Here is a 24,357-nt window from a genome sequence, read left to right on the forward strand (position 1 = left end):
AAAAAGCGCTAGAATCTGAACTCTAGCGCTTAAATCTTAGAAAAAAATAATAATTACATACTAAATTAGGCACATAATCTGACTTAAACAGAATAAAGTTCGTCTTGGTTTTCATCTTACTAAAGGATTATTCCCATGAGCGGGAAAAATCCTGATCTTTAAAGGCTGCAGCCAGGCCTGTGACCTGCTGCAATCGTAAAACCTCGTCTTGGTCCATCCCAAGTTCGTAACAAATTTTGTTATTCGTCCAACCCATTTCTTTAAGCTGAATGATAAGGTCTGCAGTGAGCTCTACTTGATGGGAGCCTCGCGCAAGGTTATGACGAACAGATGCCGACATACACTTTTCTTCAGGTAAATTAAGTACCACTGCGGGGATATAACCTTTTAAGGCTTGTAACTCTGGGTTATTTAACAGTAATTGATAACGATGGAAGCCATCGATAACGACGTATTTTTTCGCTGCATTCTTTAAACGATTGACCAAAATAGGCATAGTTACGCCATTTTTCTCCATCGACGTTTTTAGGAGGTTACTTTCTGGAGGCGCCATTTTATTCGGGTTGTATTGGTTAGCTTCTATTTCATCAAGTGGAAGCATTTCAACATGACAAGCCGGCGGTAAATCAGGAATAAGCTCGATGAGTACTTTGGCGGCTTTATTGTAAATTGCTACCTTATCAATTACTTGTTTGTTCGAGTGATTGATAGATTTCAAAGGCTTCTTGGGACGATGCTGATAAGCTAGAATAGGCTCACTTTTCATTAGTATTACTCTCTTCTCCATAGAGGGCATGGTATTGCTTTGCTAAGGACTTGTTGTACCCAAAAGAGAGTCCTCGGCACCAATAATCATTTTTAATCAGTACTTTACAAATTCTTCTCCAACTAGGAACTTGCTTCCTAGATTCCAATTTACTCTCTGCGTAATCGGGGATGCAGGTCACTCCTTTTTGAGGACCGTTTTTACGCCACCATTGTAAGAATTTAAAAATTCGATCACGATAGTGTTGTTCAACATGTGGCGGCATAGTTTTTAGAAGGTATTTACTGTATTGCCGGTAGCTAAGCCCCGGTGGTAATTCAAAGCGATAATAACCAAGGATACGGCCCTGATTTTTTGAATACCGAGCGCCAAAGTTACAGCCTTCAACTCTGGCTACTAATTTTTGCCAGGTATGAGGCTCCAAAATTTGATATAACCAAAGCCCTTTTCTTTGCTCATCCCCAAAAGGTTGGCAAAGCCGTTGCTGTGAAAGAGGAACGCCAGCCTTATGCATTAAGTCGTAAATACAGTTGTAATCCCAATTGAAGCGCGAGTTAGCGATCCAAATATCTGGAGTTCTCCAATCATAAAGAGGGTAAGCCATGTAGACATCGCTCTGCATTTGAGTCGTCCAATATTTATCATCTAATTTCTTTTTGGCACGATTTTTAATGGTTTTAAAACGATGTAAAGACTCATCCGCTCGTATACCAATGAGCACAGCAATTGGCGAGTCTTTCTTTTGTTGGTACCAACGAGCAAATTTAAAGACGAAATCCTCAAACTCCATACCTTTTTTAAAAAACGGAAAATACTCCAGATCGGAAATCACGCCTTCATGTTGTGGTATCTCTCTGACCCATTGCGCTTCCTTATCAGGATCCCAACAAAGCCATTTAGGCTGAAATTGTGAAATTGAATTTCTTAAGCTCAGCGGTAAACAAACCCAGTATGGATTTACTTCACCACGAAGTACCATACGCTCAATAAAAGCATGAGTTTCATGGTATTGGGCTTCGAAATCGACAATGAGTACATCAACAGGTAATCGACCACGTTTTTTTGATTCTTGGATAGTTAAATTTAAAAGAACACCAGAATCTTTCCCACCGGAAAACGAGACATAAAAGTGGCTAAAGTTATCGAGAAGGTACAATATTCTTTGGCGCGCTCCTTCGAGCACATTGTAATCCAGCTGAATCTTGTCTCGAGAGAAGGAACCTTTTCTTCTGCCCTTGGTAATCATAGGTCCGCCAATTTATTAATATTCAAATAAAAATATATAAATCCCGTGCCTTTTATAAATTAATTATTGGTAATTAATTTAATTTCTAAGCACCGATTTAAAGCTTCACAGTAAAGGGCCTCTCTTCCGTTTGTGGTGTAGGGAAGAGCGGCTTGGCTTACATTAAAAACTGAAGTGAATATTACCTCTTAAACCAACAACCCAGCTGTCATCAGCTTTTGAGTTATTCGGTAAAGAATAAAGATATTGCACGTTAGGGGTTAGGGAAATCGGCCCCCAATTCATTCGGTAATAAATTTCTGAGTTATAAGATTCGTCCACTACCCTAGGGCTATTAGGTTTAGCCCAACCAACAGCAATACCAAGCAGACCAGGCCCTACCCCACTATATCCGGTGCCCAACACGACAGAAGATTTGTATAGAGCCTCAGGTCCTTGCGCGACACCGGCTCTGAAAAATGGTATCCATGAGCCCGTTTTATATATGGACGACCAATTTGCGCCATAGTTTTCGCTAGCTTGCTCTTTTCGCCCATCACTGTGCCAAACGGTTAGGTGTGAATTCTTCAAATAAAAATCGTCTTTCGACTCCACCCAACCTATTTCTAGGGACTTAAAGTATTGATTATCATTAATGAACTGTTCAACACCATCGAAAGGCTTAGTCGAATCAGCTTTTGCATCAGAGAAACTTGCATAAAAATAATAATTTTCCGACATCATATGGCGTAGAACGCCGCCGAATGTTGATTCATCTGGGATTGGGATGGAACCGGAACCGGTACTAAACTGTAAGTTAGAAAAACCATAGTAAGGGTTACCCAACTGATAAGTATCAACATAATCAGTCGCATCTAAAAAACCAACCATCATATCGGTAGATTGTTTATTAAAGGTTTGTGTCCAATAAAGATTCGTTAACCTTAAACCTATATCACTAAAAGCGGGTTGGATTAAACCAAACCCTCCGACATTAGCCATGACAAACTCATAGGGCGTACTATCTGTATAACCGTGCTTATGATCGACCCTCAGCTGCAAAGCTCCAGTATCACTCTCTTTTTGATATGCAAGCCAATTTAATGTAATGCGTGCTATGCCAGCCGCTGCGCTGCTCTCCTGATCCGACAAGTTTTCACTCGACGTTAAACCAAACACATAGTAATCCACCGCACCCTTTAGAGCCTTCTCTTCAGCAGCACTCGTCCACGTTGGTGTGATAAAAACGCCAGCACCGACAAGCGTTAACCAAAAACGCTTGGCTTTCTCCGTAAATGGGACTTTTTCTCTCATATCAATAACTTCCTGTTGTTGTCATGGGGTTGTACGACTCAGCTCAACTTTATTTTTATTCAGTCGATTATTAATACGGATTTGGAAAATGAATACTTGTAATTAATAAATAATTTAAGTGTTCTGCTTTATTGATTTGTCATAATCATTTGTTAAAATAAAAAATCCCTCAATTTTAGATACCAACATCAAAAAATGAGGTATATACTATTTCTCATTCCTATATGGAGGCAGAAATGGAAAACCAACACACTACAACCACGTTTCAAGCGCTTAAAACCGGTGCAGACGCTTATATTCAACGTCGCAATCAACGTTTACTGGCTAATCACCGCAAAGAGTTGCGTAACTTCACCCGAGCAGAGGCATCAACCTACCTTGGCATTGATGCAAAAACGCTTGATCGGTACGTTACTGCCGCTGAGATAGATCCTCGTCGTCATGAAGACTCCCAATGGTCGATCGATATCGCGGAAATGTACAAGGTACGTAACCTACTGCCAAATAATCTACGTAAAGACGATAAGTTTATACGCAGTGAGCAGCAAAAAACGCAAGTGATGGTTATCCAGAACCAAAAAGGCGGGGTTGGCAAAACCGTTTCTGCCGCAACTATCGCATCAGGTTTAGCGACCGAGTTTCACCAAGAGTACCGTATTGGTTTAATAGATATGGATGGCCAAGCCACACTTTCAATGTATTACGCCCCCGAAGCCGAGCAAGAAGGTAACTTGTCTGTTGGTGATCTGATGATGAAAACCTTCGATCTTGATGAAGGTGAAACCGTTGAACAAGTTATCTCTGAAGCCTTTCTTGAAACGACTATCCCAAACTTACGCATTTTACCTGCAGCACAAAGTGATCGGGCGATGGAAGGTTGGTTTCATGAGCAAGTGTTCGGCCAAACCTTAGCTTCACCTTATTCACTACTAAAAGACATCATAGATAACGTTAAAGACGAGTTCGATATCATCATTATCGATACCCCACCTTCGCTCGGCTATGCGACCTTTAACGCGTATTTTGCCGCAACGAATGTAGTGTTCCCTTTGTCGATTACAGAGAATGACATTGATGCTACCTGCTCTTACTTCAGTTACATTCCACAAGTGTGGGCGCTGTTAGAGAACGCAAACCATGAAGGCTACGACTTCATGAAAATACTACTTACTAACCATCGTGATAGCTCAACCACGACCGAATTAATGAATAACCTGTACGATCAGTTCTCTCCTTACTTGTACTCTAAAGAGTTTAAGCACAGCGAAGCTGTCCGCCAGTCATCTTCCCTACTCTCGACCGTGTTTGACCTGTCCAAAAGTGAATACCCGAAAAGCAAAGCAACCTTCCAAAGCGCGCAACAAAACAGCTATGAAGTGACAAGCCAGATCTTGCGCGATCTTCTCAACGTTTGGCGTGAACAGGAGAACAAATAATGGCGAAAAAACGTGGCGGTAGCCCTCTAGGCAATGCTCCTGGTTCAGCGCAAGCACAACAGTCCGCGGCCAAAGCTAATTTAGACACACTCACAAATCAACTCAGCACTGAGCTAGAAAAAAGTGGACAAAACGCTGAAGATTACCTTAGAGCGACATTCGGATTAGAGTCCGTTGGCCAAAAAATGGTTTGGCAACTAGCTTCTGGTTCAACAGCGACCTTTAACGAAGTGACATTGTCACACGATCAGGTTAAGCAGAACTCTTTTGTGACTTTTGATGTTAATGGCCGTGACCAATCTTTGCTAACCAAAGAGTCATTGGAAGATTTAAACTCGTTAGAGTTTCAACAGTTTTACCCTGCTGTTGGTCGCGAAATAGATGGTCGTATCGATGTGCTTGATGGCTCTCGCCGCCGTGCTTGGTTCTTATTTCAAGAAGGCCGCGTAAAAACATTTCGAATTCTCGTCACCCAAGACGAACTGTCTACTGCCGATGCCAAAGCACTAGCAAAACAGTTGCAAACCGCAAAAGAGCACAACCAGCGCGAAATTGGATTACAGTGTCAAACTCTCATGAAGAACGGCGAACTCACTCAAGAGGATACGGCAAAAATCTTAAATATAAGCCGCCAAGCAGTAGGTCGAGCGCTAAAAGCAGCCAGTATTGACAGTAAATTGATTGCACTATTCCCTGTCGTTAACGACTTGTCTCATACTGATTATTCACTGCTAGCTAAAGTGATGAAAGCCTTTACCAATGATAATAAAGCTTTGAGTAATTTCATAAAAAAAATAACCAGTAAAGCTGTCAATGCTCAGCCTGAGCAGAGCCAAGAAGACGCCAAAGACGAGCTGATTACTTGCATTAAAACTGAGTTAAAGATTGTTGAAACCAAACAACAATCAGACAAAGCTACCGTGACTTTGTTAGCTGAATTCGACAGCAAAGGTATGTTCGCACGTAAAAGAGTGAAAGGCCGTAACTTCTCGTATGAATTTGGGCGATTATCCAAGGATGTTCAAGCTGAACTTGATGAAGCTATCCAATCAATACTAGGTAAACATCAGTAACCCTCTCAAAAAAGGCTCTATTTCCTCGGAGCCTTTCTCCTTCTCTATAATCACTAGAATCCTACAAAAAATAGGATGACTACAAGTAACACGACTAAGCCATTAATAACAAAATAGGTTTGGGGAACTTCATTATTAGACTTAGCATGACTTCATCCTCTATATCCAAAAAAATTGGCTAAGTGCAGAGTGCTTGACTCGAGGTGAGCCAACGTTTAAATGGTGGTTAAAACCTGACAAAAAAACCATTAATTTATGGCTAATAAATGAACTCAAAGACCTTGAGTTAATCCCACCCTAAAACAATCTATATTTCCGATTCTTGCGCTACAAACTGGGGAAGAAAAGCAAAATAATGCTACTTTCGGGTTGAGAACATCGACAAACACGCTATCCCAAAAGATTTTACGAGGGAAGTGACTAAAAACCGTAGCAAAACCGTCTGAGCGACACTATAAAGCATAGCTGGAAGGCGTAAAGAAGAACCACCGTAACAAACATCAACAACTGATTATTTTCTAGTATTCTCACCCTCCTTTTATTTCCTACTACACTAAAAAAAACCATGACCTCATAAGGACTGCTCTTTTGAAGGATTCTATCCTATACAAATAAAGAATTTATAATTTCATATACTCACCCAGCTAATAACGTATAAGTTAATGTTATTATACTGGTTTATCTATAAATAATATAAATCAGTACAAACTAATGGTTAAACACGTTTATTAATAATCATTTTTTATTAAAAATTCAGAATGTATAACTATAAATTGAAAGGGTACGATATGAATACATTCTCAAAAGGAGTTTTGGGGTATGGAGACACTTATATGCCGTTCTTTCCAATCATTTATCGACTTCTGCGACAATGATATCGTTGAGGGCAAAAATGTTCATTGCACCTTTAAAGCCTGTAAGGATAAAGACTGGCGTTGGATGCAAATCTACTTAGAAGAAAAAAGAGGTAAAGATCTCACCTTTAGCTTAATATGAAATTGGTGGCACAATTTCATTTTTTAAAAAACTCACACTTCAATTCAAAATATGAAACATTATATTAAGTCTAGATATAACCTAATAACCCCCCCTAAGAATATGGAGAAATGCTATGTTAAGAGCACAATTGGACAACGTAAAACTACCTATAGGTAATTGCGTATTGCAAAGAGACGAATCGGGGGCTCAACTCATTCTCAGTAATCAAAAATCATTTTCAATCACCCTGCCTGAAAGCTGCATATTAGAAACTCTGATCCAAAAAGAAGAATCTATCTCGACTAAAGAAGAGTTAGTCATTGCTGCATGGGGTAACCCGGATATCATCGGCCCTAACTCTTTGCCAGTCGCTATTACCAACCTCAGAAAAGTATTAGAACTTGATAGTATAAAGATCGTTAATGTTCCAAGAAAAGGTTACAAGCTCCATATCCCTGAGTTTGAAACTTCTCTAGACCCACCCAAACCGATAAAATCACTTCATTCTAACCATTTCAAAAGAACATCCAATAACTACCTAAGACTCTATCAATGGGCTCTTGTGGTCTTATCTTCTACTACCCTCTCTGTACTAATAATCAGCTATTTCTACTTTTGGCACACATTTGACATCGTCAACGTCAACGTCAACGTCAATAAGCAATCGAGCCAAATCTGCCTAGCTAAAAAAGATGAACTTAAATTCATCATCTTAGCCTCTCAAAACAACTTAGTTTATCAGCCCCTAGAAAGCTATCACACTAACCCATAACCCTCATTACTCTTTAATTTTTCAGAAAAAGAGAAACAGCCCCTTTGCTGTATGCAAAGGGGCACGACTTAAAGTGCAGGTTCAAATGTAGCGTTAAAGTGTCTCAATACCTTAGGCTCATAAGTAAACTTTAAACCTGCAATCGATGAAGCACGTTTCTTTACTTCTTTAAAAGCGGCAATAATGTAATCAAGGTGGGCCTGTGTATAGGTTGCTCTGGGAATAGCTAAACGAAACAATTCAGCTGGGCAAGGAAGCTGCTTTCCTGTTTCAGGATCACACCCTAGTAATAAAGAACCGATTTCTGCACCTCGAATTCCTGCCACCTTATAAAGCTCACAAGACAAAGCATGTCCCGGAAACTGTTCTGGTAAAATATTAGGTAATAATGCACCAGCATCAACAAAGGCAGCATGCCCACCCGCTTGCTGGCAACGAACCCCTAACGCTTCTAAGCCATTAACTAAATATTCGACTTGCTGCAAGCGTGACGCTAACCAGTCTTCTTCCATTCCATCATAAAGCCCAACAGCCAAACGTTCCATCGCCCCACCTTCGAGGCCTCCATATGTTGGAAAGCCCTCCAATAACACACATAACGTTTTGCATTCCAACTGCACATCTAAGAAGCTATCGTCTTTGAAAGCGAGTAGCCCCCCAATAGGAACCATTGCATCTTTTTTTGCTGACATAGCAAAAATATCGGCATATTTAAACACTTCTCTAGTGATCTCTTGAATACTCCACTCTGAATAGCCTACTTCACGCTGCTTAATAAAATAAGCATTCTCAGCAAAGCGGGCGCAATCCATAACAACAGGGATATCATAAGATTTCGCTAATTCATAAACAGCCTTAAGATTTCCAATAGAGACTGGCTGGCCACCTGCAGAATTGCAAGTAATCGTGCTCACAATATAAGGCACGTTTTTAGCTCCAACCTCTTCGATTCCAGCTGCGAGCGCTTTCAAATCAAAGTTACCTTTAAAGTCTGCTTTAATTTTAGTATTAAAAGCTTCAGGTAAAGGCACATTGATCACTCGACAGTTATTGTGTTGGGTGTGCCCTTGTGTGGTATCAAAAAAGTAATTTGAAAATGCAGCCATTTTGTTTCGTTCTAGCCCCTTATCTCGCTCACATTTATTGATCAAAGCGGGGACATATAGCTGTTCAGCTCCCCGCCCTTGGTGTGTGGGGATGGTAAAATTATAACCAAAAATATTTTTTACCGCTTGACTAAGTGTCCTGTAGCTTCGACTGCCACTGTACGACTCATCACCTCTCAACATTGCAGACTGCATGGCTTGCGTCACTGCACCTGTACCACTATCAGTCAGCAAATCGATAAACACATCGTCACTCTCTAATAAAAAAGGGTTGTACCCTGCTTTCATCAGCGCCTGCTCTCGTTCTCGCTCCGTTGTTCTTTGAACTGGTTCAATAACCCTGATTCGATAAGGCTCCGGCAAATAGTGTGAATCCATCGGATGTTCTTGATTATTGCTACTTACTGACATAGGTATTTCTCCAGACATTTTTATTATTAAATGAGTGCTTGGGGAAGGCATAACTAAAACTCTGTAGTCAGTACATTCCACCCTGGTTAATTACGGATTAAGGCGCTTCTAGCTTTTCTCAATCCAACCTCATTAAAATTAACCCAAAAAATGGGTTTGGATATTAATTTCAGCGTAAATTAACTATTAATAAACAAGGTATATTAAGTAAAAAATGGAACTGGAGAGGCCAAAAAATTGCGCTTTCCCAAGAAAGAAAATATTCAAATTCACGCGCAATTGGCAAGAAGGAGAGTAAAGCTAAGTCATTAATTTTTATTATTAATAATAATTAAATAAAAGATATATTCTCTATAGTTTTACTATAGAAAATCATGGTATTGATAAAGAAAATAAAGATACCTTTCTGGTAAAATAGAGATAGCGATTTTATTATGATTCTAGGCAATACATTAGTTGTAGGCGCAGGACCCGCCGGCATTCAAACCAGTCAGATTCTTTCTCCTTTTAGCAAAAAAATAGCTCTCATAAGCAAAAGTTCTCATCAATGGGAGAATAGAAAAAGACTAATGCGACAGCACGAAAACGTTGCTAACTGTGAAGTAAGTAATCCACAATTAGCACCACTAGTTGGTCTTATTAAATTTGATGAGCTTTATACAGACTTATCTCCCCTTCCCTCTTCCTGGGATACGTTAGTCCTAGCGACTCCCGCTCACGCTTATTGTGATGTGCTGGCTTCTTTTTCTGAACTCTGCTTAAAAAATCTAAAGCAAATCATCCTTATGTCATCCATGATCGGTGGGTGTCTTATTCTAAAAGGGATGTTAAAAAAGAAAGGGGCATCTCCAAATATCATTCTTTTTTCTAGCTACTTTGCAACGTCTCATTTTTCATATAATCCAACAACACAGCACCCCCTTACTGTCACGACTAAAACTGTGAAAAAAAGGGTGTATATTTATCTCTCCGAACCCAATGAGGTATTGTTTAATGCTTTAAGAAACGCCTTAGAAAAAGTTGAAGTTCAAGTCATCCTATTTGATAACCCATTTAGTGTAGAAGGCAGAAACATCGCAACTTATGTACATCCTGCTTTTTTAATCAATACGTTTTCTTTAGATCATATTATTTCAAACGAAGAAGACATTAAATATATGTACAAGCTCTATCCCGAAGGCCCTATCACCATGGGGTTGATCAAAGAATTACTACATCATTGGAAATCAATTTCTCGACTACTAGAGCATTACTCAGCGGAACCAATCAACTTGCTTCAGTTGCTCAATGATGAAAACTTCCCTATACATGAGGTTACAATTCCAAGGAATAAAATAGATTCTTTCAATGAACTTAGTGAGATGGAGCAAGAGTACCTACTCTATGTCCGATATAGCACAATACTGATAGACCCAGACCCTTTTTCAGAATCCAACACAAAAAAAAACACTTTTGAGGTTTCAGCTAAACCTTATCTCAAGGGAAAGGTTAGGCAAGGACGACTACAACTACCTAGAGCACCATTAGAAGATTTGCAGACACTTTACTGGCTTAATCACTTAGTTCAACAATCTAGCCTTGTTTCTTCTATCACCTTTCAATCAATAGAAGTATTTGAATCTTGGGTAAAAGAAAGAAACCTACCCAGTACATTAATCCAAGCCTTAAAACAACGCGCTTATGAATACTACGTTTATGCGACACCTTCTCTCAGCCAATAAATTATCCTTAATTACTATAAGCATAGAAGGTGTTTGCTTAGCATTTTACTGTTTTGCTTCACAAGAAGTAACGAAGGAAAAGGAGATTAAGGTGCGAATAAGAAAAGCAACTATCAACGACATATCCTCTATCAATGCTCTATGTCATGAACAGCTGGCAGGCAGCCACAGTAAAATTAGGCATTACAACAGAGAGCAAAACGAATACAGCTTGAATGATTACAACTTAAGTAATCTAAGAATTATTGACTTACTTTTCACCGAATCCTTGATGAAAGAAAAGATCGAGAATAAAAACATTTATTTTTTTGTCGCTGAAACAAAAAAGAAACAAATAGTAGGCTACCTAATAATCAGTGTTCATTATCCTAAAAAAAAGCCAGTAATCCAACAACGAGCTCCATCTTTCTATGCTTATATCGAACGGTTCTATGTATCGTGTCAATATCACGGACAAGGTATTGAACTAGCACTACTCAATAGTTTTGATTATTGGAAAAAACACAAATCAACCCACTAATATTATCTTTCAAAATACGGGGAAAAGTTGTCAATGCTCAGGCTGAGCATTGACAACTTTTCCCCGTATTTAAATTAGTCTAAAACGATTAGCTTTCCATTCAAGCGCCTCAATCACACCTTATTGATACATGCATCCCCAATCAAAAAAGAAAAGGTGAAAACCAGTCCCACAAGTAAGGTGGGAGAGGGTAGTACACACCATCACCCCTCCGGCCGAAATAGCATATTCAATTGGGTAGCCTGTCCGAAATATTCCTCCAAACAAATAAAAACTTCTGTCGCTGTAAGGCTAGAAAGGGACCCCAGACACTGTCATCACATCAATCAAGATATGGCTAGCGCCGCCCCAAGCAAATGCCATCCCGATCCCGTAGGAATCCTAAACCGAAATAAAGGCGAGGGCAGCGAGTAACCATGAGTAAATACATGCGTAGAGCCTCGATGCTTGATGTGTCTATTACCAAGCTTAAGCACGTATTCAAACCAATTGGGGGCAGTTACACCTTCAACACAATGAGGCGATGAAATTACAGCGCAAATAGCGCCAACAATTAATGTGTGATTGAGCCATTTAATTGTGAATAAGTATCGGAAGTAGAGCGGAGAGGAAAGCGAGTTTTTGAAGGTAAAGGTCAAACTTGGTTGTTACCACCGTATAATTGGACTCATTCCTAATTACTAAAGAATTAGAAGTGAGTCCTTCCATGGTATCTAAGTGGATAAATGAACTTGTTGAAAGCGGTCTATTATCAACAGAATCGTCATTAGAAAATAACACAACTGATTATTCAACAGAGCAGCTATTTTTCATCGTAATTGATACTGCAACAATGTCTGAACGAGAGTTGGCTGAATACTGTAAGCTAAAGGGTTATTTGTCGATGACGTTAAAGCCAGGCGAACACTATCAATCAAGGCACAGAGTACAACATCGGCCTCCTCATTATCACACAATGAAAATAAGCAACTACGTGAATATCGCCGAAAAATAAAAACTCTAGACAAAAGAATTAGCACGTAAAGAGAAATCACGCACTGAAACGGCTTTATTACCTGATTCTGCGGGAAAAGTTCAATGCCCTCAGGGAAACCAGCGAGGAAGACTGATTCCTATTCCAGAGCGGCTTAAAATTGTCACTATTGTTGACGAAGCTGTACGTAAGGGGACAACAAAGACAACAGCTTGCACTACCCATTGGATTGTCCATACGAACGTTTCAGCGCTGGACACAGAATACAGGAGAAATCTCAGACGACAAGCGACAACACCTTCATAAAAATGAGCCTCACAACAAGCAATCAGAAACAGAAAGACAGCAGATCTTAGATACCTGCAATGCTCCAAAGTATGCAAACCAAATCAGGTCTGGAATTGGGGGAATAGGAAGCAGAGTTACTCCAAAGGACAATATGGCGAGAAAGGTGCGTTCATAGGAGCACTGCACTCTGACAACGGTGCTCCTATGAGAAGCTACACTATACTTGCAAAGATGTATGCCCTTGGAGTAGTAGATCTTACCTTACTCTAGGCCTTGAGTAAGCAATGACAACCCATACTTAGAGTCGTTGTTTAAACCAATAAAGTATTGCCCTTCTTGGCCACTTGATGGGTTATCTTCCATTGAAGAAGCTCAATGTTGGATGGATAACTTTGTAGATTGGTAAATAATGAGCATAAAGTATATAACACCTCAACAGAGACAATGCAGCGAGGATAACGAGACTCTCCGTCAGCGTATATAAATCTACGGCCAGACTCAATTGGCTCATCCAGGCAGAATCGGCAAACAAGAGACTGGAGTTATATCTATGAGGTGTACTTGACCCTAAAAAGTGCAGCGTAACCATTAGTGTTACTGAATTGTAAAAAAACGACAACTTGCTTGAAAAACAGCGGGAATCAGTGATCGGTTTAAACCTAAATGGATTATCAGAATGCTCCGATATACACAATCCAATCGGTATATGTAGCTTCACACATCACCACCAAAAAGAGATAAAGCCCCATTAGTTTCTATCGATCGATAGCTTGCTTGCTACTGAGGTAACTGTGGCGATACGACGTTGATACTCCCATTCAGCTCGCGAGATTGTTCAGTTGTCGAGTAAAACGGCATCTTGCCAATAACCCCAATGTAATGCTTTGTGGCTTCAAGCCATCCTTCTGGGTCATATTCATCGATATTGAATTTCATGCCAGCACCAAGCTTACTCTTCTCTGGGTAGCACTTAAGTACAGTATTAAAAATTAAATCCGGATCCACTTTTGGTGCCGGCGGGAGGGTATGGGTTGAGACATTATAGTGGGGATCTTAACCTTTTAACTTTTAAAGTAGGGGGGGGGTCGTAAGACTTGATTTCTGACGGAAGCAACTCAGCTTCTTCTCAAGGGATACTCATCCCCCAATCATTGGCGTAAGCAGCACTGAACCCAAATAAACTAATCCATATAAGGAAAACATTAATCAACACGCGTTGACCTTCTTCCCATTCCTAACATCTGTAAATCACCAAGCACCCACAACCATAAACCAAATCAAGGTTTTGCTGTGTCTAACTTACATCGCTTACTAAGTTAATTAACTGTGAAAAAGACGTGACAATAGGCCAAAAAGATAGAAGAAGTAGTCCTTGCTTGACGCCATTAACCACACTTTGGAAGATAGTAAACATTTACGTACTATCTGTGCTTTCTAGTCAGTTTATGCGTATCATCGAAGTAAAGCTTGAGTATCAAGAAGATAATCAGCCAAGAAATCCACTTTTATCAAATTGAGCCTCCTCCAAGGCTTATAATGTTCTGAATGTACTTTGTTGTCTTGGGACCATTTTGCAATGTATTTCATCTCCCTACCTAAATTGTACACTCCAGTAATTGTCTGACAGCAAACTGGTTTCTTTACGATCACAATTTGACGGAAAGCATCTTGGATCATTAACAATCAATGATCCACATAACGTGTTTCCATCTAGACAATGTGACACTGTTACTTACTATTTTTACCAAGCTAAAAACTTAGTTCCCCCCATTTATTTTATATCACTGGTGAATACCTACAACGATCAGAGTAGTAATCCCCTAAGATGCAAGTACATAACAAAAAGTTAATGGATCAAATAAGATTGTTAGAGTGTTAACACTTACTTAATGAGCAACGTCAAAGCTCCCTAGAGATTTGACGTTGCTCGTTAAGTCACCGGCTGAACCTAAGTGAAGTTGGTATTGTTATAAAACTAGATCCTAAAGGTTCTAGTTTCTTAGTACCCGCCTAAAAATATGAACATTTGCCGAAATAATATAGATATTCACCGAAGGTATATCAATATTTACCGAAGACATATTGATATTAAACGATCAAACATATAAACATTTACCGAATTAAAGAATTTCACTGTTAACATTAACCGATCTAGAAGATAGGGAAGATCATGATTTAAATTTAATTTATGGTTATTAGGCAAAGTTGTCTAAAAAACGATCAAAACATAGGCTTGATTATTAATCCAATAGTTAGTTTGATCCTTAACACTCAAGTAAACATTTACCGAAGTAAGTGGTTATTTACCGATATTTATACATAATTTATGTGATGTACTATAGATATTTACCGAAATCATATAGACATCTACCGAAGTTAGTGAGGTAAGTAAGGTTATCTGTTAGAATAATACTATCGCGTTATTAGGTAATGATCATGACTTCAACATCTAGCTCTAGTTTGACGGTTATTAATGAAGAAGACCGTAAAAATCGGTTTATCTCATCCATTTTATTTTCGAGAGCTACCATCTTTCATCCAGCTTCACGCTTAACATCCACAATGCAATCCAAACTCATTGAGATTGCACAAAGCGGGGGGACTGATCCTAACTATCCATTAGAAAGCGTGAATATTAACAGTTATGGAAAAAACTTCAGAGTTGATCTGCATGTTGATTACCTACTTCAACCACATCGAGATATCTTAGAAACCATGCTGGCCTATGCCCAAACTATTCAATTGGACGACAATTCTTATGATGCTGGCTCACGTTTAACTTGGTCTCAGGTATACCAAACCATAACGGACGGTGATATCTCTGATACTCAACAAGATGGTTTCGATTCATTTATTGATCGAGATGCGACTGTTCTGTCAATGGGTATGTATGAGTTAGCAACCCGAATGGGTATGGCGACCACTCGCGCGAACTATGATCAAATAGAGCGTCGTATTACTCAGTTAGCAACGGCTCACTTGGTGATAAATGAACTTGATGAAGAGCAGAATGTAGTCAGCAAAAAGCCGTTAGAGTTTGTTCAAGATTACCGATTTTATTGTGATCGAAGTAAATTCAAAACAGGTCGTAAGAACAGTAAGAACCTCACTAACCACGTGTTCTTAGTGCCAGATATGCGTTTACTGCAAGCAATACGCGACCATGGTTACTACTATCGATTAGAACAACACAAAATGACCAACTACAGTAAACCGTCGGTTCGTTCATTCTTAAAATACATTACTACGCATAAAGCTGAATTCTTACACAACAAGAAGTTTGAGTGGGCACTCGATAGCTACATTCAATCTATTGCTTCAAAAGTCAGCCATAGCTTCCGTAGTGATCTCAGAAAAGATTTGTTGGCTAATGCCGTACAAATCGAAAAAGACTTTAGCCTTCAATTTCGCGATGTAGGTAATGGTATACAGATATTTTATATAGGGGAGGGTGGATCATGAACACTCAATCTCTTGATAGCTTGATGTCTTCATCTGCAAGTCAAAACCTAAGCTTCAGCCTGAAAGGTTTACTTAAAGGACATGTAGGCATGTTGATTGCTGCGCCTAATGTCGGTAAGTCTCATCTAGCATTGTGTATTGCAATGGAACACGCTTCTTCAATGTCTTTACTCGGGATGAGCGCGGCCGGAAAACCCGCAAAAACTTTGGTATTGAGTTCAGAAGACGGAGTTGGCGTGATTCAATCTCGCATGAAAGAAAAGCTGACTAATTGCACTGCCACTATTAAGTCAGAGCTAAAAAATAATCTCCACTTTCTAACCGATATTGAACCGATAGTGATCCCGCCAGATAGCTCTGCACAAGAACAGGCAGAACATAAGCAGTATTTAGCACAACTCAAGCAAACCTTCTCGGAATTCGACTTAGTGATAGTGGATACGGTGACGGAATCAATAGGCCGTTGTGAAGAGGTAAAACACGATCGCTTAATCAAAAATGTTTTTCAGAGCCTTGCCAGTGAATCAGGTGCCAGTTTGTTGCTTGTCCATCATGTAAATAAAGATGAGATCCGCGGTAACCAAGAAATTACCATGGCATCAGGCGCAGGTTTAACATCGGTAATGCGACTAACAAAGTGCTTGTTTACGTTAAAGAGAAACAAAGAATCTTTGTCGATTAAATATCTTAAGAGCAATTATTTACCTGAAAATGAAAATCAAGAGTTTGCGGTTGAAGTGAGACAAAGCCTCACTATTAATCCACAGGTATTCAGTTTAAAATCTAAGGCGTCTAAGCCTGCTCGCTCAGCGCAAAGCATTAAGCAAAACCCAAAAAAAATCACACTGCCCGGAACTATTCCAGAGCAAAAAGAAATTGAAGAGCGAAAAAACCTTAGAGACGTCTTGTAAGTAACCTATCACACTTTGAACAGCACCGACATCCGGTGCTGTTTTCTTATCTGACACTGTTCGCACTTTCTGTTACTCGTTCAACTTTTTCGCTCAGCTTGTTCAGTTTGGATCGCTTTTACTTAAGTAGAAAGCATGGCGAACTACGCGTATTTAAGAGTCTCCTCAGACAGCCTAGATGTGGCAACAGGAAAGAAAAAATGGCGGTAACGTAAGTTAGTCGAGGGTATGACGAACGGAGATTACATCGTGTTTATTGAAGTCATTCGAATTGCTCGTTCGATGTTACAAGTGCTTGAGGTACTTGAAGTGCGTATGGAAAAGAAGATCAATGTTTATATAGCTAAACATAACTTACCACTGGATGGTTTAATGCAATCTTGCATAACCGCTACGGTGCTAGGACTTACGGCAGAAATAGAGCGTGAGTTTATCTCGATGAGAGCGAAGGAAGTACTTAAAGATGGGCTTGGGGATTAGTCCCACAGAAAAATTGTTCGATGAAGCGCCGAGTACGCTGCGTGACTATATTAAGCAACGCAAGTTAACCCTTAAATTAGCTTGAGGGTTAAGAGATTTGTGAAAAGTGCTTAGCTGGAGATATGTGTTTACTCAGAACGGCTGCAATAACTATGTGCTCTTGTTTCTGGATGTAATAAATTACATGGTGCTTTAAAGGAAACCGGAAGTAGTTTTGGCCCAGTTCAAAAACTTCTATGCTGAGCAACTTGTTGTTCGCCAGTAATTCCATAGATTGCTTTAGTTCTGAAAAGTAAGTAGTCCATTGTATTTGCCCCCTTCGCTCTAATGTATAGCGACGAATCTCAATGAGATCAGATTGCGCTGCAGAAGAAAGCTTATAGTGCATCATTAATCAAATTTACCTTGGTCAAATGCATTCATGAAGTCGTTACCGTCAACTAGGTTATCTGATAGAGCGTCGGCTTCTGCTTGTTCGAAGCGTGATTTAACAACCATCAATTTCAGAGCTTCAAGTTGCTCATATTCTTCACAAGACATCATCACCGCAACTGGTGAGCCGTTCTTATTGATTTGTATGGGTTCACGTTGAACTTTCATCAACAAATCGCCAAATTTGGTTTTAGCTGTATTAGCTGTAAGTGATTGCATAATATTCTCCTTTTCGTTCATTATAAACGAATCGAACGATTTAACCAATTTGTATGATTCTGTGATTGGAGGCAATATGAAACAATGTACATAAAGGTATCTTAATGTTCACTTTAAGGTTCGTTTTATGAAAATCAGTTATGCCTGTGTTAGTACTCAAGACCAAACGTTCAACTTGAACAGCTTAAAGCCATAGGCTGTGAAAAAATTTACCAAGAACAGGCGAGTGGTAAATCCTCCTATAGAGAACAGCTTAGTCTGTTGTTGGACTTTGTGAGGGAAGGGACGTCATTCACGTTACTAAAGTCGACCGTATTGCTCGTAATACTATCGATGCATTGCAAATTGCATCAGCTAGCGCAAAAGAACGCAGGTTTGGTTTTTCATTGATCTAGGAGACTTGGACATCAACAGTGATGTGGGCCAGGTTATCTATACCACCATTTCGGTGTTCGCAGAGATGGAAAGAAAACGCATCTTACAGCGCTGTAACGAGGGTAGGGAGCGAGCTCGCACACCTCGGACGATTTCCTAATAAGCAGTTTCAACAACGCATTCAAGAGCTTGCAGAGCAAGGGATGAATAAGCATACGCTCAGTAAAGAGTTAGGGTGCAGTCGCACAACTTTTTATTAAGGTACTAGATTGAAGGATTGGGTAGTGAAATAACAAACGAGCATAAATTTATAAATTAATATTCGAAAGAAGTGAGCGTAATTTTTCTGAAAAGGAGATTAAATAAAAGTTCGGACAATACATGCTCATTGTTTTAATAGGGATTGTGCTAGCAGGCTGTAGCGACAAGGAAGATGCTATCTGTGGAAGATGTATCAACCTCACCCTCAGAGCCGAAGAACCCAATGCCTTAGGTAATTTAGTCGAAATAAAAATACTTCCCCCCGAAGGGCAATTATCTGTTCCCGCAAATAGTAAGATGAAATTGCGGATAATTGGTGTCTATGAAAATGGGGAAGAAGACCTTACTGAACAAGCCGAGCTGAGAATACTAGATAATGTATCAAACATTACATTCACAGAGGATAACCAGGTACAAGCCGGTGTTTGGGATCCATCAGGTGCTTCTTATAATAACACAAGGATAGAAGCCGAGTTTGAAGGCATAAAAGCTGAGTTAATCGTCAATGTTATGGAAGGTGTATGTGATAAAGCGCTGACGTTAGCCCAAGTAGAGTCCTTGGATGGGACTTGTGTGATGTCTCATTCATATGACGGCAAAGAGTACCTATTTGTTCCACGAAAAAAATTTATGGACAGGCTAGGGTACACCGCTTCTAATATCGAAGAAAACGAAGGGCGAACTTATGCGATAATTCATAATGATAGTTACCCTTATGCACTGTTTAGAAGAGATGGTAAAGGAATAACTTTGGAAAATTACGAGAACGAAAATAATCCATACGGCCAAGCTGAAAGGTATTGTAATGACCTCGTCAAAATGAGTTTTAATAATAAAGATGGCTGGAAAATGTCAACCTTTGAAGAGCTGGAAGAGCTTATATTCCACCATGAAAACAATAACTTATTGATTTCTGGAGGCTTACCTCTGGACTACTTTAGCATCTGGAATTCGGACAAACCTCCTTCAGGCCTATTATATGGTTTTCTAAATAATGTAAACAACGTGGAGAAGGTCCCCCACTATTTATCTAGTAGACATGCGATTTTGTGTAGGTCTGAATAGATAGAACCGCACACGGCACGTGCGTGCTGTAAGGCAGCCAGACAAGCTGCCTTTACCTCCTATTACTTTTTCAACCTTATCCAAACTCAATTTTTCCATATCCATATCCCTCTTGATTAGTTTGCTTTTTGTACATCAACATAACGATTACCACTAAAACCGTTACTCACTCAAGTAGACAAATTCCTTTTTATTCAGAGTGGGATATATCTATCGATGATTAAATAAATAACCTGATTATTTAAATAAAAATAGACCTTGAGAATTTGTTTAATAATAAAATTGTCACATATCTATAAATAATGGAATTAAAGGAACTAAGATTATTGTATTTGGCAGCTCTGATTTGATAGGCGAATAGCCCTGTTTAATTTGGTACGACCAATGCTGCGCCCCATCCTTTGGTTTAATAAGCTTTGTGGCTGCTGTTGTTCTATCTGCTTAAGTTGCATTATCACGTGTAATTTATTGGCGCAGCGGTGGTCGTGTCGTGGTGTTATTGTCAAATTTTACACCTATTGGGGCTTCTCTAAATGAATGGTTCGCGTAGCTGAAACTATGGTTTCTGCTCGGTGCGCAATGATGATGCGAGTGATATTTAGTTGCTGCACGTGTTGGTTAATATTAGCATCAAGGTGGCTCGTAGATTCATCTAAGCAGAGAACTTTGGGCTGATTATAAAGCGCTCAAGCGAGGCAAAGACGTTGTAATTGCCCGCCGGAAAAGCTAATTCCCATTTTTCTAACTAAAGAATAAAAGCCTAAGGTAGTCGTTGAATCTCGGCTAAAATGTTAGCGTGGCGGCAACTCTCTTTTAATCTTTCCTCATCATATGGGCTATCAAACATGGTGATATTTTCACTCAGTGTTCCTGAAAGTAGAGGATCATTTTGCATTACACTTCCTAGGTGTGAACGATAGGTTGTTTTATCTAGCTTTTGGATATCGATACCATCTAGGTAAATGGTTCCAGTCGTCGGGGAGAGTAACCCAAGAAGGAGTTTAAGTAAGGTTGTCTTGCCGCATCCATATTCGCCTGTGATTGCGATACTTTCTTCGGGTTCTATTTCAAAACTGAGTTGGTTTAGCACCCAAGGTGCTTGGTCAAAATAACGAAAGCTTACGTTATCAACTACCCACTGCATGTAATAAGGAGCTATTAATGCGGCGGATTGAATGACCACTGATAACATTAATAGTGTAACTAGGGTGCGTTTTAACCCATGAATCTTCTCCCACAGTTGGCTAATTCGCCTGGTCTCGCGTTTGTCTTGTTTTTTTAAAGTTACTACTGGGGGGGTAGTTCGAGTGCGATCCCGGTAAAGCAGCGAGCAAATTCAATTGTAGATAACTGGCGCTTATCCTGAGCGGGGTCATTGATATCAACCTTTCCATTACACACTTTCGTTAGCACTACAAAATGGTTTAAGTCCCAATGAATAATGCATGGCAAAGTAAGCTGATCTAACTCTTCTATTTCACATTGTACCGCTCGTGCTATGAGTCTTATTCGACTAGCTAATTCCATGACCTGTTTTAAATTCATGCCCTGTGCACCAACCCTTACCATGCGTCTAAGTGATGCGACATTATCCGGAAATCATCGCGACGTACGCTAACGCGCATTCTGATACTTCGGATTGCATCACCAAAGGTACGTGTTTTAGATGTGTGTAATGTAATCGATGAAGAAGGTTATGGGGAGTTCCTGACATACTCTGTTTTCTTTGGTTGTGAGTGGTCCTGGGGGCCTGTGCATGCTTTTTATAGTTTGAGCAACGAGTTGCTGTACTCTTTTTTGATTAATTAAATGCCACTCAACCTTATGAGCGTTTACGGCTAATGACATGTTATTAAAGGAGAAATTACGATTGATTATCTATGAGGGAGTCGGGGGGGGGGGGGCGTGGTTTTTTATGCCCCTGGTAGATAAGCCAATAAGAAGTGAGGGTTATCAATAAATTAACTCATAAATTAATTGTGGTACTGATGGAATTTAAGCCTTGATAAAGCTAGGGCTAAATACCTGTAGGCCTTACGTTTACGCAAGAGCCAAGATCTATTGCTGCGTTGTAAAGGCGTTATTCAGGGAGAAATATTGGTTACGTTAAGGATGAGTAATGAAGAAAGTTATGTGCCAACAAGTAGCGTCATTATCAGAGGATATGCTTGATAAAGTTGTGGGCGGGAAGGGATACGACGGTTGTACCTCTAAACCTAAAAAGTTGCATAAAGCAGCGACGAAAAAAGGAAATTCATCAAAGGGTCGTGATTGGAGCGGGGGCTACAATAGCCGCTCTTCCTAAGTCTTGATTTTTTAATGATGGATGATGGTTTGTGAGGTAGGCCGCTTACTTACTTCACTTTTTCCTCATGAAGATGTTTCCTATTCACGGATCACATTATGAAAACGTATTTGTTATCACTGTTTGTAGCTCAATTCCCGTTGCCTATGGCTGACAAGCCTTCTCTTGTCTCTATGTCAGATAATGCCATCGTATCTATTACTCGGCAGGTGCTGGTAGGTTGGTGGCAGTGTTGGTTTACTTTCCCGTTGATTGGTGACCGCATTCTCAACGAACATTTGAGGTTGGATAAAGATGGCAGTTTTTCATCGCAAGGGACGTTTGAATACTTTTTGAGTAATCATGACAAGCCAGCTATCTTCTCTTTTTCAGTTCAAGGAAACTGGGACTTTTATCAGCATCAACTTCGCCTTGAGTATGCCCCTTTTGATATCGAACCAATGGGCGAGTTGAGCGAACAGTATATAAACGACATCAAAAAAATCTACCTCTCTCCATCCTATAAAGGGACGCGTCGCACTGTGTTTGATGTAGAGTTGTTACGCAAAAACTCCATGACAATTGGTAATGAATATGACAGCTGGCAGTGCGTTAGATAACAATCTCCAACTTGTTTTTGAGCTTATCAATAGTTCTGATTCCACGCTGTTTGATAAGAAAAAAGCATGTGGCTTCGTAGAGAAGTTACTGGCGTTTCAAGGGCAGATAAATCAAGAATCTGTGTCTATTTTCATTCGGTTATTGGACGAATTGCTTTTAGCTGACAAGGAACAATATCTTGCTCGAGATGTGTTACAGCGTATTAGTTGGCTCGAACCAAAGGACCTTGTGATGTTAGATAAGGTATTTTTTGTTTGGATCGGTTGTTTGAGTGAGCGCCAGCTTGAATATTTTGATGTGTGGGAAGAAGTTTGCCAAGACGATACATTCATCTATTACGATAGCCGCTGTTTACTTGCTAGTGAGATTAAGGATGTTCTCTGTCGAATACACAACTGCAGTCATGAAGATGTGGCCTTTATAAAGCACCAAAGTGACTGGTTTGAGGCGTTTGTAGAAAGTAAGGAGAGACACCTCGATGAATGGTTAATTGATCATACTAGAGTCTATGATGCCGACATCGCAACTGAGCTTGAACATAGGCTCTACCGTGTTAGGCATCGTTACTACCGGCTAACGAAACTAGTCACCTTGATAGATATTGCGTCTATTGACTCATTATTTGTATTTAGCGGCTTTGATTTAGAACCTTACTACCTGTACGAAGTACTTCTGAGAAATAATTTAGCTGCAGCAAGTGATATCGTTCGGTTGTTGGTTCTTTATCATCAAGGGGGAATGTACGTTGATTTCGACACACTTCCAAGTTTTGAGCACTGTTTTCCTAAAACAAATCGGCGCTTTCCTGAATGGGTGAGTAATAACATGGTCGATGTACTTAAAGCCGAGCTCGTTATGAATGTGTTTCGAACTCAGCAATTGACTCGTTTTGCACGGTGCCAAGGTGATCATCAGCTAGTAGAGAATCTCGTAGCGACGTTTTTTGATGATGATAAAGAGCAAATCAAAAGTTTGCATGAAGATGTTGCTGCGATAACTGAAGATAAACTTTTTCACCCTTTTATCTTGCCTCCCGTTCACAAAGAGGGTTTGGCATTAACGAAAGCCAAAAATAGTGTGGGCGAATTCAACAACAATGTGCTGATAGCGCCTAAGGGATCCAAGTTAATAAGAATTGTCTTAACGATGATGAGCAGTCGTTACCGTTATATGGAAGATAATGGCATTATATTTGATGATATTTTCACCTCTCGCGACTGTGACGTTAACAATAGAGTGATGGAGAGCGAGGAGTATTGGCTTCGTTTTTCGGACTATCGGTATGACCATTTACGGTCAAGTGATAATGTAACTCTCTTCTTGTCTGGGCCTTCATTGGTATTAGAGGTACTTATATCGCTTGCTTATGAAGTTTTTGACATTGAAGGCTGCAGTCCGAACGCCGTCGCGTTCGCAATGAGCCACCCAGGCTTGAAGATGGCATTTGAGCATCAAACTCAATTTACAGTAGAGCATATGCGCTCAACTTGGCTTCGAAACCAAAACCTCTTTTCTGATTAGTTCGATTTTAGTCATTGTCTAACATTTAAGCTGACTTTTTAGTACGGTTCGCTCATTAAAGCTTACCTTGGATCGCGTATGTTGGGTCAAGTAACCATTCTAGGAGCGTGCGCGTTTCTAAAATATTATCAGCTTCAGCTAAC

Annotated in this window: 20 protein-coding genes and 4 pseudogenes; 14 read left to right on the forward strand and 10 right to left on the reverse strand. The window is 39.8% G+C overall.

What is annotated here, in order from left to right; all coding sequences use genetic code 11:
* Window positions 1-127: 127 nt before the first annotated feature.
* The 3 genes from L3V35_RS23860 to L3V35_RS23870 all read right to left on the reverse strand — a co-directional run bounded on the left by L3V35_RS23860 (window position 128) and on the right by L3V35_RS23870 (window position 3,305).
* Window positions 128-766 carry a ParB/RepB/Spo0J family partition protein gene (locus tag L3V35_RS23860; RefSeq protein WP_171388194.1) on the reverse strand — a complete coding sequence of 213 codons (639 nt, stop codon included), beginning with the start codon at window positions 764-766 and terminating at the stop codon, window positions 128-130.
* Window positions 756-2,012, reverse strand: a complete 1,257-nt coding sequence (locus tag L3V35_RS23865; RefSeq protein ID WP_171388193.1) for a DUF3440 domain-containing protein — start codon at window positions 2,010-2,012, stop codon at window positions 756-758. Before L3V35_RS23865 ends, L3V35_RS23860 begins: the two co-directional genes overlap by 11 nt.
* 162 nt (window positions 2,013-2,174) lie before the next feature.
* A complete protein-coding gene (locus tag L3V35_RS23870) occupies window positions 2,175-3,305 on the reverse strand; it encodes a carbohydrate porin (protein ID WP_237300756.1) in 1,131 nt (376 codons plus the stop codon).
* A 236-nt stretch (window positions 3,306-3,541) separates the two neighbouring features.
* On the opposite strand from L3V35_RS23870, the gene L3V35_RS23875 reads away from it, so the two are divergent.
* From L3V35_RS23875 to L3V35_RS23890, 4 genes are all read left to right on the forward strand, one after another.
* Window positions 3,542-4,741 carry a ParA family protein gene (locus L3V35_RS23875; RefSeq protein ID WP_108167740.1) on the forward strand — a complete coding sequence of 400 codons (1,200 nt, stop codon included), beginning with the start codon at window positions 3,542-3,544 and terminating at the stop codon, window positions 4,739-4,741.
* Window positions 4,741-5,814, forward strand: coding sequence for a ParB family protein (locus L3V35_RS23880; protein WP_105058899.1), 1,074 nt, complete (start codon window positions 4,741-4,743; stop codon window positions 5,812-5,814). The genes L3V35_RS23875 and L3V35_RS23880 overlap by 1 nt, the downstream gene beginning before the upstream one ends.
* Window positions 5,815-6,633: 819 nt before the next feature.
* The gene (locus L3V35_RS23885) at window positions 6,634-6,810 is read left to right on the forward strand and encodes a hypothetical protein (protein ID WP_171750932.1); all 177 of its coding nucleotides are present in this window, start codon (window positions 6,634-6,636) and stop codon (window positions 6,808-6,810) included.
* 115 nt (window positions 6,811-6,925) lie between these two features.
* Window positions 6,926-7,564 carry a winged helix-turn-helix domain-containing protein gene (locus L3V35_RS23890; protein ID WP_237300757.1) on the forward strand — a complete coding sequence of 213 codons (639 nt, stop codon included), beginning with the start codon at window positions 6,926-6,928 and terminating at the stop codon, window positions 7,562-7,564.
* Window positions 7,565-7,632: 68 nt separating this feature from the next.
* On the opposite strand, the gene tnaA is transcribed toward L3V35_RS23890, so the two are convergent.
* Window positions 7,633-9,048, reverse strand: a complete 1,416-nt coding sequence (gene tnaA / locus L3V35_RS23895) for a tryptophanase (protein WP_237300775.1) — start codon at window positions 9,046-9,048, stop codon at window positions 7,633-7,635.
* Between the two features lie 467 nt (window positions 9,049-9,515).
* Here tnaA and L3V35_RS23900 point away from each other — a divergent pair, with 467 nt between their 5' ends.
* Both L3V35_RS23900 and L3V35_RS23905 read left to right on the forward strand, forming a co-directional pair.
* The gene (locus tag L3V35_RS23900; RefSeq protein ID WP_237300758.1) at window positions 9,516-10,802 is read left to right on the forward strand and encodes an opine metallophore biosynthesis dehydrogenase; all 1,287 of its coding nucleotides are present in this window, start codon (window positions 9,516-9,518) and stop codon (window positions 10,800-10,802) included.
* A gap of 91 nt (window positions 10,803-10,893) precedes the next feature.
* Window positions 10,894-11,322, forward strand: a complete 429-nt coding sequence (locus L3V35_RS23905) for a GNAT family N-acetyltransferase (RefSeq protein WP_171388189.1) — start codon at window positions 10,894-10,896, stop codon at window positions 11,320-11,322.
* 120 nt (window positions 11,323-11,442) lie between these two features.
* Here the strand turns inward: L3V35_RS23905 and L3V35_RS25570 are convergent.
* A pseudogene (locus L3V35_RS25570) lies at window positions 11,443-11,900 on the reverse strand (metal-dependent hydrolase).
* Between the two features lie 1,455 nt (window positions 11,901-13,355).
* Window positions 13,356-13,697 (reverse strand): annotated as a pseudogene (locus tag L3V35_RS23910) (hypothetical protein); the annotation flags it as partial.
* Between the two features lie 1,322 nt (window positions 13,698-15,019).
* Here L3V35_RS23910 and L3V35_RS23915 point away from each other — a divergent pair.
* The 3 genes and pseudogenes from L3V35_RS23915 to L3V35_RS23925 all read left to right on the forward strand — a co-directional run bounded on the left by L3V35_RS23915 (window position 15,020) and on the right by L3V35_RS23925 (window position 17,521).
* On the forward strand, window positions 15,020-16,045 hold the full coding sequence (locus tag L3V35_RS23915; protein WP_105058895.1) for a DNA mismatch repair protein: 1,026 nt from the start codon (window positions 15,020-15,022) through the stop codon (window positions 16,043-16,045).
* Complete coding sequence (locus L3V35_RS23920; protein ID WP_171388188.1) at window positions 16,042-16,956, forward strand: AAA family ATPase; 915 nt, start codon at window positions 16,042-16,044, stop codon at window positions 16,954-16,956. The genes L3V35_RS23915 and L3V35_RS23920 overlap by 4 nt, the downstream gene beginning before the upstream one ends.
* Before the next feature lie 135 nt (window positions 16,957-17,091).
* Window positions 17,092-17,521, forward strand: a pseudogene (locus tag L3V35_RS23925) (recombinase family protein).
* Between the two features lie 3 nt (window positions 17,522-17,524).
* Here L3V35_RS23925 and L3V35_RS23930 read toward each other — a convergent pair.
* Both L3V35_RS23930 and L3V35_RS23935 read right to left on the reverse strand, forming a co-directional pair.
* Window positions 17,525-17,827, reverse strand: coding sequence for a type II toxin-antitoxin system RelE/ParE family toxin (locus L3V35_RS23930; protein ID WP_171388187.1), 303 nt, complete (start codon window positions 17,825-17,827; stop codon window positions 17,525-17,527).
* Entirely contained in the window at window positions 17,827-18,087 is a 261-nt protein-coding gene (locus L3V35_RS23935) for a type II toxin-antitoxin system Phd/YefM family antitoxin (protein WP_171388186.1), read from the reverse strand. The genes L3V35_RS23930 and L3V35_RS23935 overlap by 1 nt, the downstream gene beginning before the upstream one ends.
* A 127-nt stretch (window positions 18,088-18,214) precedes the next feature.
* On the opposite strand from L3V35_RS23935, the pseudogene L3V35_RS23940 reads away from it, so the two are divergent.
* Window positions 18,215-18,722: pseudogene (locus L3V35_RS23940) on the forward strand (recombinase family protein).
* Window positions 18,723-18,843: 121 nt separating this feature from the next.
* On the forward strand, window positions 18,844-19,788 hold the full coding sequence (locus tag L3V35_RS23945) for a hypothetical protein (RefSeq protein WP_237300759.1): 945 nt from the start codon (window positions 18,844-18,846) through the stop codon (window positions 19,786-19,788).
* A gap of 760 nt (window positions 19,789-20,548) precedes the next feature.
* On the opposite strand, the gene L3V35_RS23950 is transcribed toward L3V35_RS23945, so the two are convergent.
* A complete protein-coding gene (locus L3V35_RS23950) occupies window positions 20,549-20,932 on the reverse strand; it encodes an ATP-binding cassette domain-containing protein (RefSeq protein ID WP_237300760.1) in 384 nt (127 codons plus the stop codon).
* Between the two features lie 143 nt (window positions 20,933-21,075).
* Window positions 21,076-21,357, reverse strand: coding sequence for a cysteine peptidase family C39 domain-containing protein (locus L3V35_RS23955; protein WP_346730180.1), 282 nt, complete (start codon window positions 21,355-21,357; stop codon window positions 21,076-21,078).
* 550 nt (window positions 21,358-21,907) lie between these two features.
* Between L3V35_RS23955 and L3V35_RS23960 the strand changes: the two genes are divergently transcribed.
* From L3V35_RS23960 to L3V35_RS23970, 3 genes are all read left to right on the forward strand, one after another.
* Window positions 21,908-22,093: a hypothetical protein gene (locus L3V35_RS23960; RefSeq protein WP_237300761.1), complete on the forward strand. Its 186-nt coding sequence runs from the start codon at window positions 21,908-21,910 to the stop codon at window positions 22,091-22,093.
* Between the two features lie 98 nt (window positions 22,094-22,191).
* Entirely contained in the window at window positions 22,192-22,692 is a 501-nt protein-coding gene (locus L3V35_RS23965) for a hypothetical protein (RefSeq protein WP_237300762.1), read from the forward strand.
* Window positions 22,667-24,214, forward strand: coding sequence for a TcdA/TcdB catalytic glycosyltransferase domain-containing protein (locus L3V35_RS23970; protein ID WP_237300763.1), 1,548 nt, complete (start codon window positions 22,667-22,669; stop codon window positions 24,212-24,214). Before L3V35_RS23965 ends, L3V35_RS23970 begins: the two co-directional genes overlap by 26 nt.
* The last annotated feature ends 143 nt before the right edge of the window (window positions 24,215-24,357 follow it).

Source organism: Vibrio sp. L5-1 (assembly GCF_021728315.1).
Taxonomy (GTDB): Bacteria; Pseudomonadota; Gammaproteobacteria; order Enterobacterales; family Vibrionaceae; genus Vibrio; species Vibrio splendidus_K.

Excerpts from the sequence above, each read along its gene's own strand:
- L3V35_RS23860 (WP_171388194.1), bottom strand. The coding sequence starts at position 766 with ATGAAAAGTGAGCCTATTCTAGCTTATCAGCATCGTCCCAAGAAGCCT.
- L3V35_RS23865 (WP_171388193.1), bottom strand. The coding sequence starts at position 2,012 with ATGATTACCAAGGGCAGAAGAAAAGGTTCCTTCTCTCGAGACAAGATT.
- L3V35_RS23870 (WP_237300756.1), bottom strand. The coding sequence starts at position 3,305 with ATGAGAGAAAAAGTCCCATTTACGGAGAAAGCCAAGCGTTTTTGGTTA.
- L3V35_RS23875 (WP_108167740.1), top strand. The coding sequence starts at position 3,542 with ATGGAAAACCAACACACTACAACCACGTTTCAAGCGCTTAAAACCGGT.
- L3V35_RS23880 (WP_105058899.1), top strand. The coding sequence starts at position 4,741 with ATGGCGAAAAAACGTGGCGGTAGCCCTCTAGGCAATGCTCCTGGTTCA.
- L3V35_RS23885 (WP_171750932.1), top strand. The coding sequence starts at position 6,634 with ATGGAGACACTTATATGCCGTTCTTTCCAATCATTTATCGACTTCTGC.
- L3V35_RS23890 (WP_237300757.1), top strand. The coding sequence starts at position 6,926 with ATGTTAAGAGCACAATTGGACAACGTAAAACTACCTATAGGTAATTGC.
- tnaA (WP_237300775.1), bottom strand. The coding sequence starts at position 9,048 with ATGGATTCACACTATTTGCCGGAGCCTTATCGAATCAGGGTTATTGAA.
- L3V35_RS23900 (WP_237300758.1), top strand. The coding sequence starts at position 9,516 with ATGATTCTAGGCAATACATTAGTTGTAGGCGCAGGACCCGCCGGCATT.
- L3V35_RS23915 (WP_105058895.1), top strand. The coding sequence starts at position 15,020 with ATGACTTCAACATCTAGCTCTAGTTTGACGGTTATTAATGAAGAAGAC.
- L3V35_RS23920 (WP_171388188.1), top strand. The coding sequence starts at position 16,042 with ATGAACACTCAATCTCTTGATAGCTTGATGTCTTCATCTGCAAGTCAA.
- L3V35_RS23930 (WP_171388187.1), bottom strand. The coding sequence starts at position 17,827 with ATGATGCACTATAAGCTTTCTTCTGCAGCGCAATCTGATCTCATTGAG.
- L3V35_RS23935 (WP_171388186.1), bottom strand. The coding sequence starts at position 18,087 with ATGCAATCACTTACAGCTAATACAGCTAAAACCAAATTTGGCGATTTG.
- L3V35_RS23945 (WP_237300759.1), top strand. The coding sequence starts at position 18,844 with ATGCTCATTGTTTTAATAGGGATTGTGCTAGCAGGCTGTAGCGACAAG.
- L3V35_RS23950 (WP_237300760.1), bottom strand. The coding sequence starts at position 20,932 with ATGCAGTGGGTAGTTGATAACGTAAGCTTTCGTTATTTTGACCAAGCA.
- L3V35_RS23955 (WP_346730180.1), bottom strand. The coding sequence starts at position 21,357 with ATGGTAAGGGTTGGTGCACAGGGCATGAATTTAAAACAGGTCATGGAA.
- L3V35_RS23960 (WP_237300761.1), top strand. The coding sequence starts at position 21,908 with ATGAAGAAAGTTATGTGCCAACAAGTAGCGTCATTATCAGAGGATATG.
- L3V35_RS23965 (WP_237300762.1), top strand. The coding sequence starts at position 22,192 with ATGAAAACGTATTTGTTATCACTGTTTGTAGCTCAATTCCCGTTGCCT.
- L3V35_RS23970 (WP_237300763.1), top strand. The coding sequence starts at position 22,667 with ATGACAGCTGGCAGTGCGTTAGATAACAATCTCCAACTTGTTTTTGAG.